Source organism: Alcaligenes sp. EGD-AK7, assembly GCF_000465875.3.
GTDB lineage: Bacteria > Pseudomonadota > Gammaproteobacteria > Burkholderiales > Burkholderiaceae_B > Alcaligenes > Alcaligenes phenolicus.
This window is the reverse complement of the sequence record NZ_AVOG02000034.1, coordinates 1-14433: the sequence shown is the minus strand read 5'-3', so window position 1 is coordinate 14433 and position 14433 is coordinate 1. Positions and strand designations below refer to the sequence as shown.

The window sequence follows — 14433 nt, the reverse complement described above, 5'->3', positions numbered from 1 at the left end:
GGTCCAGAAAATAGGCAGTCTTATTATGCCTGATGGCAATTGGCGGGCATAAGTAGAGCAGGCGGATATTTTTCTGCATCTTTGTTTGATTGGACGCGGCCACCACTATAATTCGCCCATGACTTGCAAGATACTGATTGTGCGTACGTCCTCTTTGGGAGATCTGGTGCATATGCTGCCAGCAATCTCGGACATTGCACGCCATGTGCCCGGTGCACAAATTGATTGGCTCGTAGAAGAGAGCTTTGCTCAGATTCCGGGCTGGCATCCGGCAGTAAATGAAGTGATCCCGGTGGCGCATCGGCGCTGGCGCAAACAGTGGTGGTCTGCCCATACACGCCAGGAACGCGCCGCCTTGCGCGAACAACTGCAATCACGCCAATACGATGTTGTGCTGGATATGCAGGCGCTGATGAAATCCATCTGGCTGGTACGGCAGACTAAAGGCTGTCGTCATGGGCTGGATTGGAAGTCGGCGCGTGAACCCCTGGCCTCGCTGTTCTACGATGTGCGTCATCGCGTCGGTTTCTGGCAGCCTGCTGTGTTCCGTCAGCGCAGCTTGGCCGCGTCTGCCTTTGGCTATCAGTTTGAAGGCGCTCCTGATTTTGGTTTGCAGGGTTTGGCCGCGCAAGCCCCCAAGGACGAGGATCCGTACGCCATCATCATGCCGTCGGCCAGCCGCGACGATAAGCTCTGGGAGCCGGAGAACTGGCAACAGGTCTTTGATCGCCTGCAAGGGGAAGGGATGGCACTGCGCTTGTTGGCGGGCAGCCCTGCCGAGTCTGCCCGTGCCGAGGCGCTGATTGTCGGTCGCAGCCAGGCTCAGGTGATGCCACGAATGGAGTTGACGCCTATCGCTCTGCAATTGGCTGGAGCGCAAGTCATGGTGGGTCTGGACAGTGGTCTGACGCATTTGTCAGCCGGTTTGGGTCGTCCTACTATTGGTATCTATAAAGCCTCGACCCCTGTGCGTACCCCCCTGGAAGGTTCCGCCTACACCGCCAGCCTGGGTGAGCGTGGGCATCCTCCTTCAGCGGAAACGGTGCTCTGTGCCATCGATCAGGCGCTGGGGCGGACAGGCGTGCCGGAGGCGGCCTTGTTGGACGCGCCAAAAGGCTAGTTCGGGTCTGATCGCCAATTCGTTTTTTTGTCAGCTGGCTTTGTGCTTACAATACGCGATGCTAAGGGGCCTGCAGCCCCGCCTGGGCGCAGGCCCTTTGTCTGCCTGACATTATTTTCTATTCGTCTTCCTGGTAGCGCCGAGCGTGGCTTGGCTGCTGCTGATTTCGTACTGAGGCTAAGCGGGTGAACCGATTCTTCTATACCGCCTCTATTCGCATATTGGCTCCAGCCTTGATGGCCTGGATGGGCTTGCGTGCCCGTCGAGCTGGTGGCGAATGGCAGGTGTTATCGGGTGCCCGCTTTGGTTTTTATGGTTCGCTGCCTGCGCCCAGAAAAGCCCCGGTGTGGGTGCATGCGGTCAGCCTGGGTGAAACGCGTGCGGCGCAGCCTTTGATTCGTGCTTTGCTGGATCAGGGTGAGACGGTCCTGTTAACCCATATGACAGTTACGGGCCGTACAGAAGGTGCGACTGCGTTTGCGGCTGAGATTGCCAGCGGGCAATTGCTGCAACAATGGCTACCCTACGACTTTCCGGGCTCGGTACGACGTTTTTTTGCCCATTACCGGCCATGTGCCGGGGTGCTGATTGAACGCGAGGTATGGCCCAATCTACTGGCTGCGGCACGCCGGCAAGGTGTTCCCATGATGTTGGCCAGTGCCCGGTTCTCGGAAAGTGCATTGCGTACCAGCCTGAAAGCAGGTTCGGTCATGCGAGAGGCCTACCGCTCCTTCAAGTTGATCTATGCACAAAGCCTGGCTGATGCACAGCGGCTGGAGTTGGCGGGCGCACAAGGCGTGCGCGTGTCAGGGAATCTGAAGTTTGATGTGGTTTTGCCACAGGACAAGATTGCACGTGGCCGTGGCTTTGCCAGTGACCTGGGACGGCGTGTGGTGGTGATCGCCAGTACGCGCGAGACTGAGCATGTCGATTTCATTGATGCCATTGCCCATTACCTGCGCCGTGAACGAGAGCATGGTAGCGAGCTGCATAGCCCAGTCCTGTTTGTTGTGATTCCACGTCACCCGGAGCGGTTTGAAGAAGCGGCAGATTATCTGAATCAGCTAGGTTTGCGTTCCGTGCGGCGTAGCGAGTTGCTGGAGCAGGGCGATACCAGCACCAGTGCTCTCAAGGCTTGTCGTGAAGTGGATGTGCTGCTGGGCGACACCCTAGGTGAAATGCACTGGTATTACGGCCTGGCACGAGTCGCCATTGTGGCGGGCAGCTTCCAGCCCTTGGGCGGGCAGAACTTTATCGAGGCCTGCGCAGTGGGTGTCCCTGTGATTGTGGGCCCGCATACTCATAATTTTGCCCAAGCCATGCAAGATGCCATGCAGGCCGGCGCTGCGATACGTGCGGGTACGCCAGCCTTGGCGTTGCAGCAGGCACTGGAGCTAGTAGATGATCCAGCACGCCATCACAAAATGGCTGATGCGGGTTTGCATTGGGTTCAAATGCACGAAGGCGCAGTGCAGCGTGTACTTTCTGGATTGGCACAAATCCGCGATTAAATACGTAGCTGTTTATTAGCTAATAAGTATTTAGTTTTACGCGTTTTGGAATTTGTGGCGATTTGAGGGCAGCTCGTCTTGATTTGGATCAAGTTAAATAAAAAAGCCCGCATTTAGCGGGCTTTTTTGAGATCTAAAAACTAATCGAGATCGATTTACAGTTTTTGGATGCTCTTAGCTTGTGGACCCTTTTGGCCTTCAGCCGACACGTACGAAACGCGCTGGTTTTCTTCCAAGGATTTAAAGCCCGTGCCCAAGATGTCGGAATGGTGAACGAAAAGATCTTTGCCACCGTTGTCGGGGGAGATAAAGCCGTAGCCTTTTTCGTTATTGAACCATTTCACGATACCGGTTTCTGTTTGCATTTCCTGCATTCCCTAAAAATGACGAGCAATCTGCTCAAAAAAGATTGTCAAGATGTAAAAATCAGGGCAATGAGTATTAGAAACAATACCGTATTGAACAAACTTCGACGAACTTGAAATCCTGCACCGCCAATCGTAGGGGGTATTTAACCTGTAAGTCAAGCTAAATCGACCCTCTGCGTGGTTTTAAGGCAGTGTTTGATCAACAATTGCAACCAAGCTTGTTATCGTAACGGACCCCTCTGCGCCCCTCGTTAAAGTCCGTGGTATTTACGACCAAATTCAAGCGTAGCATGAAAGAAACCGGACTTGCTACCACAGTCGTAACGTGTGCCTTCATATTCATATGCATATACCGCACGACTTTCCAAAAGACTGGCAATTCCATCCGTTAATTGAATCTCTCCACCTACCCCTGCTTGAGTGCGTCGCAGGTGGTCAAATATTTCCGCTTCCAATACATAACGGCCTACAACGGCTTGTGTAGAAGGGGCTACTTCGGGTGCGGGCTTTTCAATAATTCCATTAAGTCGAGTTGCTTTTGAGTCGACTAAATTACCCGAAACAATTCCATATTTATTTGTTTCATTTCTATTTACATTTTGAGTTGCCACAATACTTCCGTTGTATTGATGCGCAGCCTCAACCAGTTGCCGCGATACAGGTGTGGTGGCGTCGATCAGGTCGTCCGCCAGCAGGACCAGGAAGGGCTCGTTGCCCACGATGGGTGCAGCGCACAGCACGGCATGGCCCAGACCCAGCGCGCGTGGCTGGCGGGTGTAAATACAGCTGACATGGCTGGGAATGATGTTTTGAACGGCATCCAGCAATTCCAGCTTGTTCTTGCCTTCCAGTTCGTGTTCCAGTTCCGGGATGCTGTCAAAGTGATCTTCAATGGCTCGCTTGTTGCGGCCAGTGATAAAGATCAGTTCTGTGACTCCAGCGGCGACAGCCTCTTCGACAGCGTACTGAATCAGTGGTTTGTCGACAATTGGCAACATTTCCTTGGGCATGGCCTTGGTGGCGGGCAGAAAACGTGTGCCTAGACCGGCGACGGGGAAAACTGCTTTGCGTATGGGTTTCATAGTGTCGTCAATCGAGGATCAAGGGGAAGCCGGCGTTGGATGGGCCGGGGTTCCAAGTTGAATGGCATCTTGGTTACGCTGCGAAAACTGTCTAGGCTCACGGCCTTGTTCGCTGGGGGGCGTGCCAAAAAAGCCTTGTCCAAAAGCCAGCAAGGCAAGGTTTGCCACCAGGATCAGTATGAAAAGCAGTCGCATCGCAAATGCCCTGAAAAATACAGTTCAACCCAAGATTGTACGGGTAGGGGAGTTTAAGTTCATCCGTTTTAATGCCAATCGTATCTATGGGTCACCGGCAGTTCACAGGCAAGAGGGGGCAGAGGGACGGTTATAAGCTCGAATCGACTTACGGGTGCGCCGCAAACAGCGACAGACCCCGCAAGGCAGGAGTTTCCAGCTCGTGTAGATGGGGGGGCTCTATATTGAGCAAACGGCAATGGTGACTTAATTGTTCTAACAGTTCTTGCTGGGCCAGTGCGCGGCCACCGCCCGCCAGAAAGACCAATGGGCTGTGTCCCAGATGCTGACGGCCTTTCTCCCATTGTCGCAACACGGCTCCAGCCTGTGCGGCAGCCACCCCGGTACTGATAGCTTCTTGAGTATTTCGTGGGAACGCCGCAGTTTGCCCATACGCCTCAGGAAGCTGCGCCGTATTTTGCTTGAGTGAAGCCAGCATCAAGCTGGGACCGGGCAGAATGGAGCCACCTAAAAAGTGACGCACTCCATTTTGTGCAGGTCCCAGCAAGTCAATCGTGGTAGCAGTACCAAAGCTGATCAGCAAGGCGCCTTGGTCGACCGGGTATTCCTGGGTTAGCAAATCGCTTAACCCTAATAAGGAGGCCCAACGGTCGGCACCCAATTGGCCAGCCTGTTCATAATCGTTGTGCAGCCCAAAAGCCTGCTCTTGGGCCTGCAACCAGCGTACCGAGCCCAAGCCCAGACGGCTGACGGCTGCATCAATTTGCGCTTGGACCTGTGGCCCGGCCACATTCACCCCTAGTGCTTGTACACCTTTTTGTTGGGCGAATTCTTGCAGCGGGGCCTGGCCTGCCTCCAGCCAAACCGCCAATTGATCCAATTGGTCGGCATGCACGCTAACCGGCTGGCTTTCGCGCGCGCCGCTTAAAGGATGACACCACCCTAGTTTGATACGGGTGTTGCCAGAGTCGATGAGCAGGGTCATGCCGGATCGTTAGAGCTAAAAAGGGTGCAGTATAGCGATCAGCGGTGAGCGCGAACGGAAACTTCGCCCACTGTGACCGCACGTTCGGAACCATCGGGGTGGCGCAATAATAATTGCCCCGAGGTATTGATGCCCGTCACGATGCCTGTATGCAGGACTTGGCCATTGTCAATAATATGGACTTGCTGGCCAATTAGTGCGTCAACTTGCGCGTAGCGTGTAGGCAGATCAGCAAAACCGTGGGCTGTGACATGGTTCAGGCTCAGGTACAGGCTTTGCGCGACTTTGGCCACAAGGTCCGAACAGCGTGCCAGAGATGCTTGCTGGGAGTGCTCAGCAATGCTGGTCCAGTCTGCAATGGCGCGTTGCGTGTTCTGGCTGATGGTCTCTGCCTCACGCAGGTTCAGGCCTATGCCGATAATCACCACATGATGGTCACTGGAGCTGGGCGCTGCACTGGCGCGGGTCGCCTCAACCAGAATGCCGGACAGCTTGGCCTGATCCCATAGCACGTCATTCGGCCATTTCATGGCCAGACGATTACGCACTGCCGGTTCCAGAAACTGGCGCAGTGCTTCCGTTGTTGCCAGACCGGACAGCGGCGAAAGAGTAGGCAGCTGCCGCGCAGGCAGAAAAATATCAAAGGCACAGGAAAACATCAGGTTTGCACCGACGCTGTTCTCCCATGTGCGTCCGGCACGCCCACGACCACGACTTTGCAGATGTGCGCCCAGCAACCAGGGACGCACACGCGGCCCGGATTCCTGACGAGCCAGGGCAAGCAAGTCGGCGTTGGTCGATTCGGTCGAGTCTACCCAGCGTATCTGGGGAAAATGTGGCAAGCGCGTACGCAGCTCTGCCACCATATCGCGCGGGCTGGGTAGGGTGAATGCAGAAGAGGTATTCATGACAATCCGGTACACTGGATGAGTTAAACGTAATCTTATGTGATATTTGATCTGAGCATGTCTGAACGCGTAGATACAATCCAATTTTCCGGCCAGGCCGGTGTTATTGACTGTGCTCTGGACTGGCCAGCGGGCGAGCCCAAGGGTTGGGCCTTGTTGCTGCATCCTCACCCTTTGCATGGTGGGGCACGTAACAACAAAGTGGTGACAACCTTGTCGCGCAGTGCCACTCAACATGGTTTGCTGGCAGTACGCCCGGATTTCCGTGGTGTCGGAAAGTCTGCCGGGGAGTTCGATAGCAGCCGCGGCGAAACTGCCGATATGCTGGCTTTGATTGAGCAATTCCCATCACATTTCCCGCAGTGGAGTTCCGGCCCATCCATGTTGGCCGGGTTTTCATTTGGCACTGCAGTCGCTGCTCAAGTGTATGCCAGCCTGCAGGAAGCCCAGGCACCTTTGCCCGGCGCCTTCATCCTGACTGGTACTGCGGTCAACCGCTTCCGCTTCCGGGATGTCAGCCCTCCTGCCGATACCTTGCTAGTGCACGGTGAAACCGACGATGTCGTTCCCTTGTCGGAAGGCATGGACTTTGCGCGTGAGCATCAGTTGCCCATGGTTGTGCTGCCAGAGGCCGGCCACTTTTTTCATGGCAAGCTGATTCAGCTGCGTGAGTTGGTCAGCCGTCATTTGGCCGGGCTTGGAACCTAAGCCGGGTTTTGCTTTCAAAGCGTTGCGTTTTCCTGTTCAGACTCAGGGGCCTTGCCCCTCACAGGCCCAGATGGCTCTGCCATAATGGGTTCTTTCCGCCACTGTCAAAGCAATCGATTTTTTCCATGACTTCTATTCAAAAATTTGCATCTCCAGTCCTCTCTCGTTGTGTGGTGGCACTTGCCCTGGCGCTGCCTATGGTGGCTCAGGCACAGACTCAAACCCCTAACCCGACAGAATCGGCTCAAGTGCTTGGCGCTCAGACGCCTGCCTTGCCAGGTGATTTGTCTGTTGTACCCGCACCTAGCCTGACGGCACGTGCCTGGTTGTCCATGGACGTTAATAGTGGCCAGATCATCGCGGCAGAAGGGCTGAACGAACAGGTCGAGCCTGCCTCCCTGACCAAGCTGATGACGGCCTATCTGGTCTTTGATGCTTTGGAATCCGGTCGCCTGAAGCTGGATCAGACCGTTGTGATTTCGGACAAGGCATGGCGCACCGAAGGTTCGCGCATGTTCGTGAAAGTTAATTCGCAAGTGGCCGTGAATGATCTGCTGCAAGGCGTGATCGTGCAATCGGGTAATGACGCCTCTGTTGCCTTGGCCGAAGCCGTTGCGGGTAGCGAAGGTGCTTTTGCCGCCTTGATGAACGAAGAAGCCGCCAAGCTGGGTTTGACGGCTACGCATTTCAAGAACTCCACCGGCTTGCCTGATCCCGAGCATCTGACCTCGGTACGTGATCTGGGCGTGTTGTCCGCTGCGCTGGTTGCCCGCTTTCCTCAGTACCTGCACTACTACAGCCAGAAAGAGTACACCTATAACAATATCAAGCAGCCCAACCGTAACCGCCTGCTGTGGCTGGATAACACGGTTGACGGTCTGAAAACCGGCCACACCCAATCGGCCGGTTACTGCCTGGTGTCGACCGCCTTGCGCGATGGCCGTCGCGTAGTGTCGGTTGTGGTGGGCACGGCAAATGACGCCGCTCGTACAGAAAACAGCTTGAAGCTTCTGAACTGGAGCTTCCAGAACTTCGAAACCGTGAAGTTGTACGACGCCAGCAATCCTGCTGTTACCGCCCGTGTTTGGGAAGGTGAGGTCGAGAATGTAGGCCTGGGTACAGAAGGAGCCTTGTGGCTGACGGTTCCGCGCGGCAAGTCTTCGGAAATCAAGCCTGTCGCCAACTATACCCAGCCCTTGCTGGCTCCGTTGAGCAAGGGTGACAAGGTCGGTACACTGACTTTGTCCCTGGATGGCAAAGTATTGGCAGAACAGCCTTTGCTGGTGCTGCAAGATGTGCCCGAGGCAGGCTTTTTCGGTCGTATGGCTGACAAAGTGCGCTTGATGTTTGAGTAATTCATTGGTGCGAGGCTGAACCCTATGATTGCAGGCATTGACCCCGACAGCATTGTTTATTTGAACGGCGATTTCGTGCGCCTGGGCGAAGCGAAGATCTCGGTACTGGATCGTGGCTTCATCTTTGGCGACGGCATTTATGATGTCGTGCCTGCTTATCACGGGAAACCTTTCCGTATAGATGGACACCTGGGGCGCTTGGAGCGCAGTCTGGCAAAAGTGGGCATTACCAATCCTTTCACTCGACGTGAGTGGGAAAAGCTGGTGCTGGATATGCTGGCACGTTCAGGCCGGGGTGCCGACTGCATGGTCTACATTCAGGTGACGCGCGGTGTTGCCAAGCGCGACCATGCCTTCCCCAGCAATGTGCCGCCCAGCATCTTCATCATGGTCTCGCCCTTCAAGCGTGTGCAGCAAGAACGCGAAACGGGTTTGAAGGCAGTGGCTATTGAAGATGAACGCTGGCTGCGTTGCGATATAAAATCCGTTTCTCTGCTGGGCAATGTGTTGGCCAAGCAGCAGGCGGTTGAAGCCGGCGTGGACGAGGTCATTCAGTTCAGAGACGGTTTTCTGACCGAAGGGGCCTCCTGCAATATCTGGATTGTGCGCGACGGCACTTTGCTGGCACCCATGCGCAACAATTTGATCCTGGAAGGGATTCGCTACAGTTTGATGGAAGAGCTGGCCGCCCAGGCGGGTATAGCTTTTCAGGCGCGTCAGATCTCTCGTGAAGAGGTCGACACTGCCGATGAAATTATGATGACGTCAGCCACCAAAGAGGTGCTGCCCATCGTTGTATTTAACGGTCAGCCCGTCGGTGACGGACGACCCGGCCCTGTCTTTGCCAAATTACGTGAGGGCTATGACAAGGCCATCAAGGCTGCGGAGCAAGCATGACAATTTCCCCCGAAGAATCGTTGATCGAATACCCCAGTGACTTTCCTATCAAAGTCATGGGACAGACTCACGAAACCCTGCAAGACGAATTGCTGGCTATCGTGCTGGAACACGATCCAGGTTTTGACGCTGCCACCATTGAGGTGCGTCCCAGCAAGGCAGGCAACTACACGGGCCTGACTTTCACGGTGCGCGCTGTCTCGCGTGAGCAGTTGGATAACCTTTACCGTGCCCTGCATGCGCATCATCTGGTGCGTGTGGTGATGTAAAGCAGGGATCAGGCGTTCATGTCCGACTCAGTTCGTATCAAGTGGTTTGAGCGGCCTAGCGCCTATGAACCCATCTGGCAGGCAATGCGCGACTTTACCGAGCAGCGCGGGCCAGAGACTGCTGATGAAATCTGGCTTGTCGAGCACACGCCTGTCTACACTCAAGGGCAAGCCGGCAAGCCGGAACATCTGCTGAACCCCGGTGGCATCCCCGTGGTGCAAACCGACCGGGGCGGGCAGATTACCTATCACGGCCCTGGGCAGTTAATGGTGTACTGCCTGTTTGATCTGCGCCGGGTAGGCCTGTACGTCAAAGAATACGTACGCCTTTTGGAAGAGGCTGTTATTGCCTGTCTGACGCATTTTGGTGTCGAAGGGGCTTGCTGCAAGCCAGGGGCACCGGGTGTCTATGTACCGCAAGGGGTGGCAAGCCAGGATTTGGCCAAGATTTCCGCATTGGGGATCAAGATTCGCAATGGCCGCTCTTACCATGGACTGGCCTTGAATATAGGCATGGATCTAAGCCCATTTAGCGGTATCAATCCCTGTGGCTATGAAGGGCTGCAAACAACGGATATGCGTTCGCAAGGCGTCGTGGTCCCCATGGACGAGGTTGCACAGTATTTGTCTAATTATCTATCGCAAGCGATGGCTCTGCGCCTACAGGCAGCGGCAGCTTAAATAGTGCAGCGATAAAGCGCCGCATGTGGCGGCGCTCATCTTTATATTGTTATTTATTCGTCAAGTGCCGCCTCAGGTTCCGCTCCAGTGCGGCGCGCGTTTCTCGATAAAAGCATCAATACCTTCGCAGGCATCATTGCTCATCATATTGTCAGCCATGACCTGACCGGCGTAGTCGTAGGCTTGTTCAATAGCCAGGCTGCGCTGGCGGTAGAACATGGCCTTGCCTGCGCGGACGGCGACCGGACTCTTGGCCATGATGCTGTCGGCCAGTTTCTGTACGGTTTGATCCAGCTGGTCTTCGGCTACCGCGTAATTGATCAGCCCCAGCTCTTGAGCTCGTTGGGCGCTGATGAATTCGCCAGTCATCAACATTTCCATGGCGGCCTTGGGTGGCACGCAGCGTGACAGGGCAACAGCAGGGGTGGAGCAGAAAAGACCAACATTAATGCCTGATACTGCAAAGCGAGTGGACTCGGTGGCAACAGCCATATCGCAGGTAGCAACCAGCTGACAGCCCGCTGCGGTGGCCAGCCCTTGCACACGAGCAATCACCGGCACGGGCAAGGCCAGCACACCTTGCATGACGCGGCTGCAGCGGCTGAACAGATCACGGTAATAGTCGTGTTCGGGTTTGGAGCGCATCTGTTTCAGATCGTGCCCGGCACAAAAGGCCTTGCCTTCCGCCTGAATGATGACGCACTGCAAGCTGGGGTCCTGGGCCAGCTTGTCCAGAATGTGTTGTAAAGAGTCCAACACTTCTTCAGACAGCGCGTTGTACTTGGCGGGCCGGTTCAAGGTGATGCGGGCCAGTCCCTGATGCTGTTCCAGCAGGACGGGATCGGCGAGGTGCTCTTGTGACATGCAAGTCTCCGTACTTATAGTATGTGCAGGTTTTATTTTCGGGTGTTGCTGCATCGTTAAGTCGACCTCTATATTAGAGGGGTCTGGTGCAAACTATCGCCCTTGTTCTAGGCGCTTGTAAAGCGAAGGGGCTACAATTGACCACTGCGCCCATCGTTTAGTGATGTTGCCCGCACGCTGTTTTTCTATTTAGACGCCTATGACCACCCCTACAGATACGTCCGTCGATTCCAAACCTACTGTGCGCCCTCGCGTTGTCGAATACGACGCAACGCAAAAGCAGAAGGCCGAGGCCAAGACCTCGCGCATTCCCATTAAGGTCGTGCAGGCAGAGCGTTTGAAAAAGCCTGATTGGATTCGGGTGAAGGCGGCTGCACCGAATTCCCGTTTCTACGAGATCAAGGAAACTCTGCGCGAGCACAAGCTGTTCTCGGTGTGCGAAGAAGCCTCCTGTCCCAATATCGGGGAGTGTTTTGGCAAGGGCACGGCCACCTTCATGATCATGGGCGACAAGTGCACACGTCGTTGCCCATTCTGTGATGTTGGCCATGGCCGTCCTGACCCGCTGGACGAGAATGAACCCGCCAACCTGGCCAAGGCCATTGGTGCCATGAAGTTGTCCTACGTGGTTATTACCTCCGTAGACCGTGACGATTTGCGTGATGGTGGCGCTGCCCACTTTGTGGAATGTATCCGTCAGGTGCGCGAGCATTCGCCAACTACGACCATTGAAGTGCTGGTGCCGGACTTCCGTGCACGTCTGGACCGTGCGTTGGGGATCCTGAATGCCTGCCCTCCAGATGTGATGAACCACAACCTGGAAACGGTACCTCGCTTGTACAAGCAGGCGCGTCCTGGTTCGGATTACCACCACTCCTTGAAACTGTTGCAAGAGTTCAAGAAGTTGCATCCAAACATTCCAACCAAATCTGGTTTGATGGTTGGCTTGGGTGAGACCAACGAAGAGATTCTGGAAGTGATGCGCGATATGCGTGCTCACGATATTGATATGCTGACCATTGGCCAGTATTTGCAGCCATCCGGCCACCACTTGCCCGTGATGCGCTACGTGACGCCTGATGAATTCTTGATGTTTGAGCGCGAGGCCTATGCAATGGGCTTTACCCATGCGGCGGTTGGTGCCATGGTGCGTTCGTCCTATCATGCAGACCAGCAGGCGCATGCAGCAGGTGTGCAACCTTAAAGATAAGAGAGCAGGTCTTTGTAAGACTTGGCTTTTATTTGAAGAACCCGGCCTTGGCGCCGGGTTTTTTATGACTTCCGGGTTTTCCGGTGTTGTTGATCCGCGTCTGCCTGTTTTTTACAGGTTCCAGGACAGCCAGCGAGCCGTTAGCGGTTTTTGGGGCATGTATCCCTGGCTGCCTGTATCCCTGGCTGCCTGTATCAATGCTTGCCGGTGTCTATTTATTCGGACGGTGGGCTTTCTACTGCATCACTCTGGGCCAGAGCCTTGGTAGACAAGCTCTCTATATAAGGCTCCAGCACTTCGTCGTAATCTTCGACGCCCAGATACCAGGCCGTCAGACCTTTGCTGTCTTGTTTGAGATCAGTCCAGCAGAATAAAGAGCGATCAAAAGAGTCCTTGATGGTCTCGTTCACAAACTTGAACAATTCATCCAGCAAGGGCAGGCTGCTTAAGGGGACGGCAAATGGCGTTTCTCCCTGAAATTGCCAGCCATATTGTTCGAGCAGTTCGTTCGACCAAAGAGCATGTTGTTCTTGAGAGCTTAATTCTGGATTGGCAGGGCTTAAAGGCATGGTTCTGGATCAGGTAAGGGGAACGGATGGTCAAGCGCCGGTGGCAAACCATTGTATGGGAGTGACGCCTTGCTCTTTGAGCCACTCATTGGCTTGCTGGAAATGACCACAGCCAATAAAAGGAACAGGGGGGCGGCGAGCAGCCAAGGGGGAAGGGTGATTGGCCTTCAAAATCAGGTAAGGATGCTGGGAGTGCTGCTGAATCAGTGCTTCTTTGGCTTGGGCGTGAGCACCCCACAACATATAAACAATAGGGCGTGTAGTCTGCTGGGCCAGGTTCATCAGCAGGGAGTCAGTAATCTGCTCCCAACCTTTCTTGGCGTGAGAGGCAGGCAAACCATCTTCTACAGTCAGTGATGTATTCAATAGCAAGACACCTTGTCGACCCCAGTTGCTCAGATCATGACTGCTTGGCAAGGTGGTGTCGGGATATTCCAGCTCCAGCTCTTTAAAGATATTGCGCAGACTGGGTGGGGCCGGGCAAGTGTCAGGCACGGAAAATGACAAACCCTGCGCCTGATTGGGACCGTGATAAGGGTCCTGGCCCAGAATCACGACGCTGACTTTCTGCAATGGCAGCAGTTCCAGTGCGCGGAAAGGGGCGGCCGGGTAAATAGAGGCGCCATCCTGGCACTCCTTGTCCAACCACTTGGCCAGAGTTGCCAATATGTCTTGCAGCTCCGGGCGATCCAATGTTGCACGCCAGTCGCTGGGAAGGCGGGCAATTTGATTCAGGATGTTCTCGGTCAGGAGATTGCCGGAGAGTATTTCTTCGCCAATCAGGCTGAGCTGTGCCGCAGGGGCTTGAGAAGATGAGCGGGCCATAGTCTGCATACAGAGTTATTTGTCCGCCTATTGTAATAGGGGAGATGTGGCTTACCTATCTGCCTGGATGGGGTGTCTCTATATAGAGAGGGGTTTGTCGGTCAAAAGTAGGGCGATTGGTATGCCTCTATATATAGAGGGATGACCGGCGCTCTATATATAGAGTGTTGTAGACCAGGTTCTAGATTAGCGGCCCATGGTGATAGCCGGGTCTTTGTGTAGCCTTCCCCAGGATTGCAACTGCATTCTTATCTTTTCTGTCTGTCTGTCTGTCTGTCTGTCTGTCTGTCTGTCTGTCTGTCTGTCTGTCTGTCTGTCCGCGAAAATACGTTTCGGGCGGGAGTTCAGCGCGAAACAAGAGAATCGATGCTGAGCTGGAGAGAAAAAGCCTGGAATCGACCTGTTCTGCGATGGGGCATCCTGGCGTTTCACCTGCCAGTTCTGGTGTCTCTCCAGCTATAAACGAGATATAGTCATTTGAGTATCATTTGGTTTCATTTAAGTTTTGTCATATATAACAATGATCTAAGTGGGAAATCACTGTAAAACGCCTCTTTTACATGCAATGTTGAGGTAAAAAACTTGCAAAGCGGAAAATCCTCGTGCTATAGTTCTTTTCTCGCTGCAGCACACACAGGGTTTTCCCTGAAGCGCTACAGAGAGCAGTTAGACAAGTTTCACCGCCTTGGCCAAGAGGCCCGCACCGAAGCTTGAATGGCTGGTCAGGAAACTGACAGGGTGTAAAACCCGGAGCTTGACAAATCAGAAAATTCTGTGTTAAAGTTCTAGGTTCTGCTCCAGAGAACGCAACGTTAAGTTTTTAAGCGGTTTTGCAGGTTGAAACGGTTTTGAAAATTTACCCTTGTTTGTGAAGTTGGATAGTTAA

Annotated in this window: 15 protein-coding genes; 8 read left to right on the top strand and 7 right to left on the bottom strand. The window is 54.3% G+C overall.

Annotation, left to right across the window (positions count from 1 at the left end):
• Positions 1 to 118: 118 nt before the first annotated feature.
• Together waaC and N879_RS13070 are read left to right on the top strand one after the other, a co-directional pair.
• Positions 119 to 1120, top strand: a complete 1002-nt coding sequence (gene waaC, locus N879_RS13075) for a lipopolysaccharide heptosyltransferase I (RefSeq protein ID WP_009460117.1) — start codon at positions 119 to 121, stop codon at positions 1118 to 1120.
• A 185-nt stretch (positions 1121 to 1305) separates the two neighbouring features.
• The gene (locus N879_RS13070; RefSeq protein WP_009460116.1) at positions 1306 to 2631 is read left to right on the top strand and encodes a 3-deoxy-D-manno-octulosonic acid transferase; all 1326 of its coding nucleotides are present in this window, start codon (positions 1306 to 1308) and stop codon (positions 2629 to 2631) included.
• Positions 2632 to 2786: 155 nt separating this feature from the next.
• On the opposite strand, the gene N879_RS13065 is transcribed toward N879_RS13070, so the two are convergent.
• From N879_RS13065 to N879_RS13050, 4 genes are all read right to left on the bottom strand, one after another.
• Positions 2787 to 2996: a cold-shock protein gene (locus tag N879_RS13065; protein ID WP_026483779.1), complete on the bottom strand. Its 210-nt coding sequence runs from the start codon at positions 2994 to 2996 to the stop codon at positions 2787 to 2789.
• A gap of 254 nt (positions 2997 to 3250) precedes the next feature.
• Positions 3251 to 4081, bottom strand: a complete 831-nt coding sequence (gene galU / locus N879_RS13060) for a UTP--glucose-1-phosphate uridylyltransferase GalU (RefSeq protein ID WP_009460115.1) — start codon at positions 4079 to 4081, stop codon at positions 3251 to 3253.
• 343 nt (positions 4082 to 4424) lie between these two features.
• Positions 4425 to 5261, bottom strand: coding sequence for a type III pantothenate kinase (locus N879_RS13055; RefSeq protein WP_009460114.1), 837 nt, complete (start codon positions 5259 to 5261; stop codon positions 4425 to 4427).
• 38 nt (positions 5262 to 5299) lie between these two features.
• Positions 5300 to 6169 carry a biotin--[acetyl-CoA-carboxylase] ligase gene (locus N879_RS13050; RefSeq protein ID WP_009460113.1) on the bottom strand — a complete coding sequence of 290 codons (870 nt, stop codon included), beginning with the start codon at positions 6167 to 6169 and terminating at the stop codon, positions 5300 to 5302.
• Between the two features lie 57 nt (positions 6170 to 6226).
• On the opposite strand from N879_RS13050, the gene N879_RS13045 reads away from it, so the two are divergent.
• The 5 genes from N879_RS13045 to lipB all read left to right on the top strand — a co-directional run bounded on the left by N879_RS13045 (position 6227) and on the right by lipB (position 10079).
• On the top strand, positions 6227 to 6877 hold the full coding sequence (locus N879_RS13045; protein ID WP_021447090.1) for an alpha/beta hydrolase: 651 nt from the start codon (positions 6227 to 6229) through the stop codon (positions 6875 to 6877).
• A 125-nt stretch (positions 6878 to 7002) separates the two neighbouring features.
• On the top strand, positions 7003 to 8232 hold the full coding sequence (locus N879_RS13040) for a D-alanyl-D-alanine carboxypeptidase family protein (protein WP_031232789.1): 1230 nt from the start codon (positions 7003 to 7005) through the stop codon (positions 8230 to 8232).
• Between the two features lie 24 nt (positions 8233 to 8256).
• Positions 8257 to 9129: a D-amino acid aminotransferase gene (locus N879_RS13035; RefSeq protein WP_009460109.1), complete on the top strand. Its 873-nt coding sequence runs from the start codon at positions 8257 to 8259 to the stop codon at positions 9127 to 9129.
• Positions 9126 to 9398, top strand: coding sequence for a DUF493 family protein (locus N879_RS13030; protein ID WP_009460108.1), 273 nt, complete (start codon positions 9126 to 9128; stop codon positions 9396 to 9398). The genes N879_RS13035 and N879_RS13030 overlap by 4 nt, the downstream gene beginning before the upstream one ends.
• An 18-nt stretch (positions 9399 to 9416) precedes the next feature.
• Positions 9417 to 10079 carry a lipoyl(octanoyl) transferase LipB gene (gene lipB / locus N879_RS13025; RefSeq protein ID WP_009460107.1) on the top strand — a complete coding sequence of 221 codons (663 nt, stop codon included), beginning with the start codon at positions 9417 to 9419 and terminating at the stop codon, positions 10077 to 10079.
• A 72-nt stretch (positions 10080 to 10151) separates the two neighbouring features.
• On the opposite strand, the gene N879_RS13020 is transcribed toward lipB, so the two are convergent.
• Positions 10152 to 10943: an enoyl-CoA hydratase gene (locus N879_RS13020; protein WP_009460106.1), complete on the bottom strand. Its 792-nt coding sequence runs from the start codon at positions 10941 to 10943 to the stop codon at positions 10152 to 10154.
• A gap of 199 nt (positions 10944 to 11142) precedes the next feature.
• On the opposite strand from N879_RS13020, the gene lipA reads away from it, so the two are divergent.
• Complete coding sequence (gene lipA / locus N879_RS13015) at positions 11143 to 12147, top strand: lipoyl synthase (RefSeq protein ID WP_021447088.1); 1005 nt, start codon at positions 11143 to 11145, stop codon at positions 12145 to 12147.
• Between the two features lie 221 nt (positions 12148 to 12368).
• Here lipA and N879_RS13010 read toward each other — a convergent pair whose 3' ends face one another.
• The gene (locus N879_RS13010; RefSeq protein ID WP_021447087.1) at positions 12369 to 12722 is read right to left on the bottom strand and encodes a hypothetical protein; all 354 of its coding nucleotides are present in this window, start codon (positions 12720 to 12722) and stop codon (positions 12369 to 12371) included.
• Positions 12723 to 12752: 30 nt separating this feature from the next.
• Positions 12753 to 13547: a uracil-DNA glycosylase gene (locus tag N879_RS13005; RefSeq protein ID WP_021447086.1), complete on the bottom strand. Its 795-nt coding sequence runs from the start codon at positions 13545 to 13547 to the stop codon at positions 12753 to 12755.
• Positions 13548 to 14433: the final 886 nt, after the last annotated feature.

Bases quoted from the DNA above. Each gene is read 5' to 3' on its own strand.
- waaC (WP_009460117.1), top strand. From the start codon at position 119: ATGACTTGCAAGATACTGATTGTGCGTACGTCCTCTTTGGGAGATCTG.
- N879_RS13065 (WP_026483779.1), bottom strand. From the start codon at position 2,996: ATGCAAACAGAAACCGGTATCGTGAAATGGTTCAATAACGAAAAAGGC.
- galU (WP_009460115.1), bottom strand. From the start codon at position 4,081: ATGAAACCCATACGCAAAGCAGTTTTCCCCGTCGCCGGTCTAGGCACA.
- N879_RS13055 (WP_009460114.1), bottom strand. From the start codon at position 5,261: ATGACCCTGCTCATCGACTCTGGCAACACCCGTATCAAACTAGGGTGG.
- N879_RS13050 (WP_009460113.1), bottom strand. From the start codon at position 6,169: ATGAATACCTCTTCTGCATTCACCCTACCCAGCCCGCGCGATATGGTG.
- N879_RS13045 (WP_021447090.1), top strand. From the start codon at position 6,227: ATGTCTGAACGCGTAGATACAATCCAATTTTCCGGCCAGGCCGGTGTT.
- N879_RS13040 (WP_031232789.1), top strand. From the start codon at position 7,003: ATGACTTCTATTCAAAAATTTGCATCTCCAGTCCTCTCTCGTTGTGTG.
- N879_RS13035 (WP_009460109.1), top strand. From the start codon at position 8,257: ATGATTGCAGGCATTGACCCCGACAGCATTGTTTATTTGAACGGCGAT.
- N879_RS13030 (WP_009460108.1), top strand. From the start codon at position 9,126: ATGACAATTTCCCCCGAAGAATCGTTGATCGAATACCCCAGTGACTTT.
- lipB (WP_009460107.1), top strand. From the start codon at position 9,417: ATGTCCGACTCAGTTCGTATCAAGTGGTTTGAGCGGCCTAGCGCCTAT.
- N879_RS13020 (WP_009460106.1), bottom strand. From the start codon at position 10,943: ATGTCACAAGAGCACCTCGCCGATCCCGTCCTGCTGGAACAGCATCAG.
- lipA (WP_021447088.1), top strand. From the start codon at position 11,143: ATGACCACCCCTACAGATACGTCCGTCGATTCCAAACCTACTGTGCGC.
- N879_RS13010 (WP_021447087.1), bottom strand. From the start codon at position 12,722: ATGCCTTTAAGCCCTGCCAATCCAGAATTAAGCTCTCAAGAACAACAT.
- N879_RS13005 (WP_021447086.1), bottom strand. From the start codon at position 13,547: ATGGCCCGCTCATCTTCTCAAGCCCCTGCGGCACAGCTCAGCCTGATT.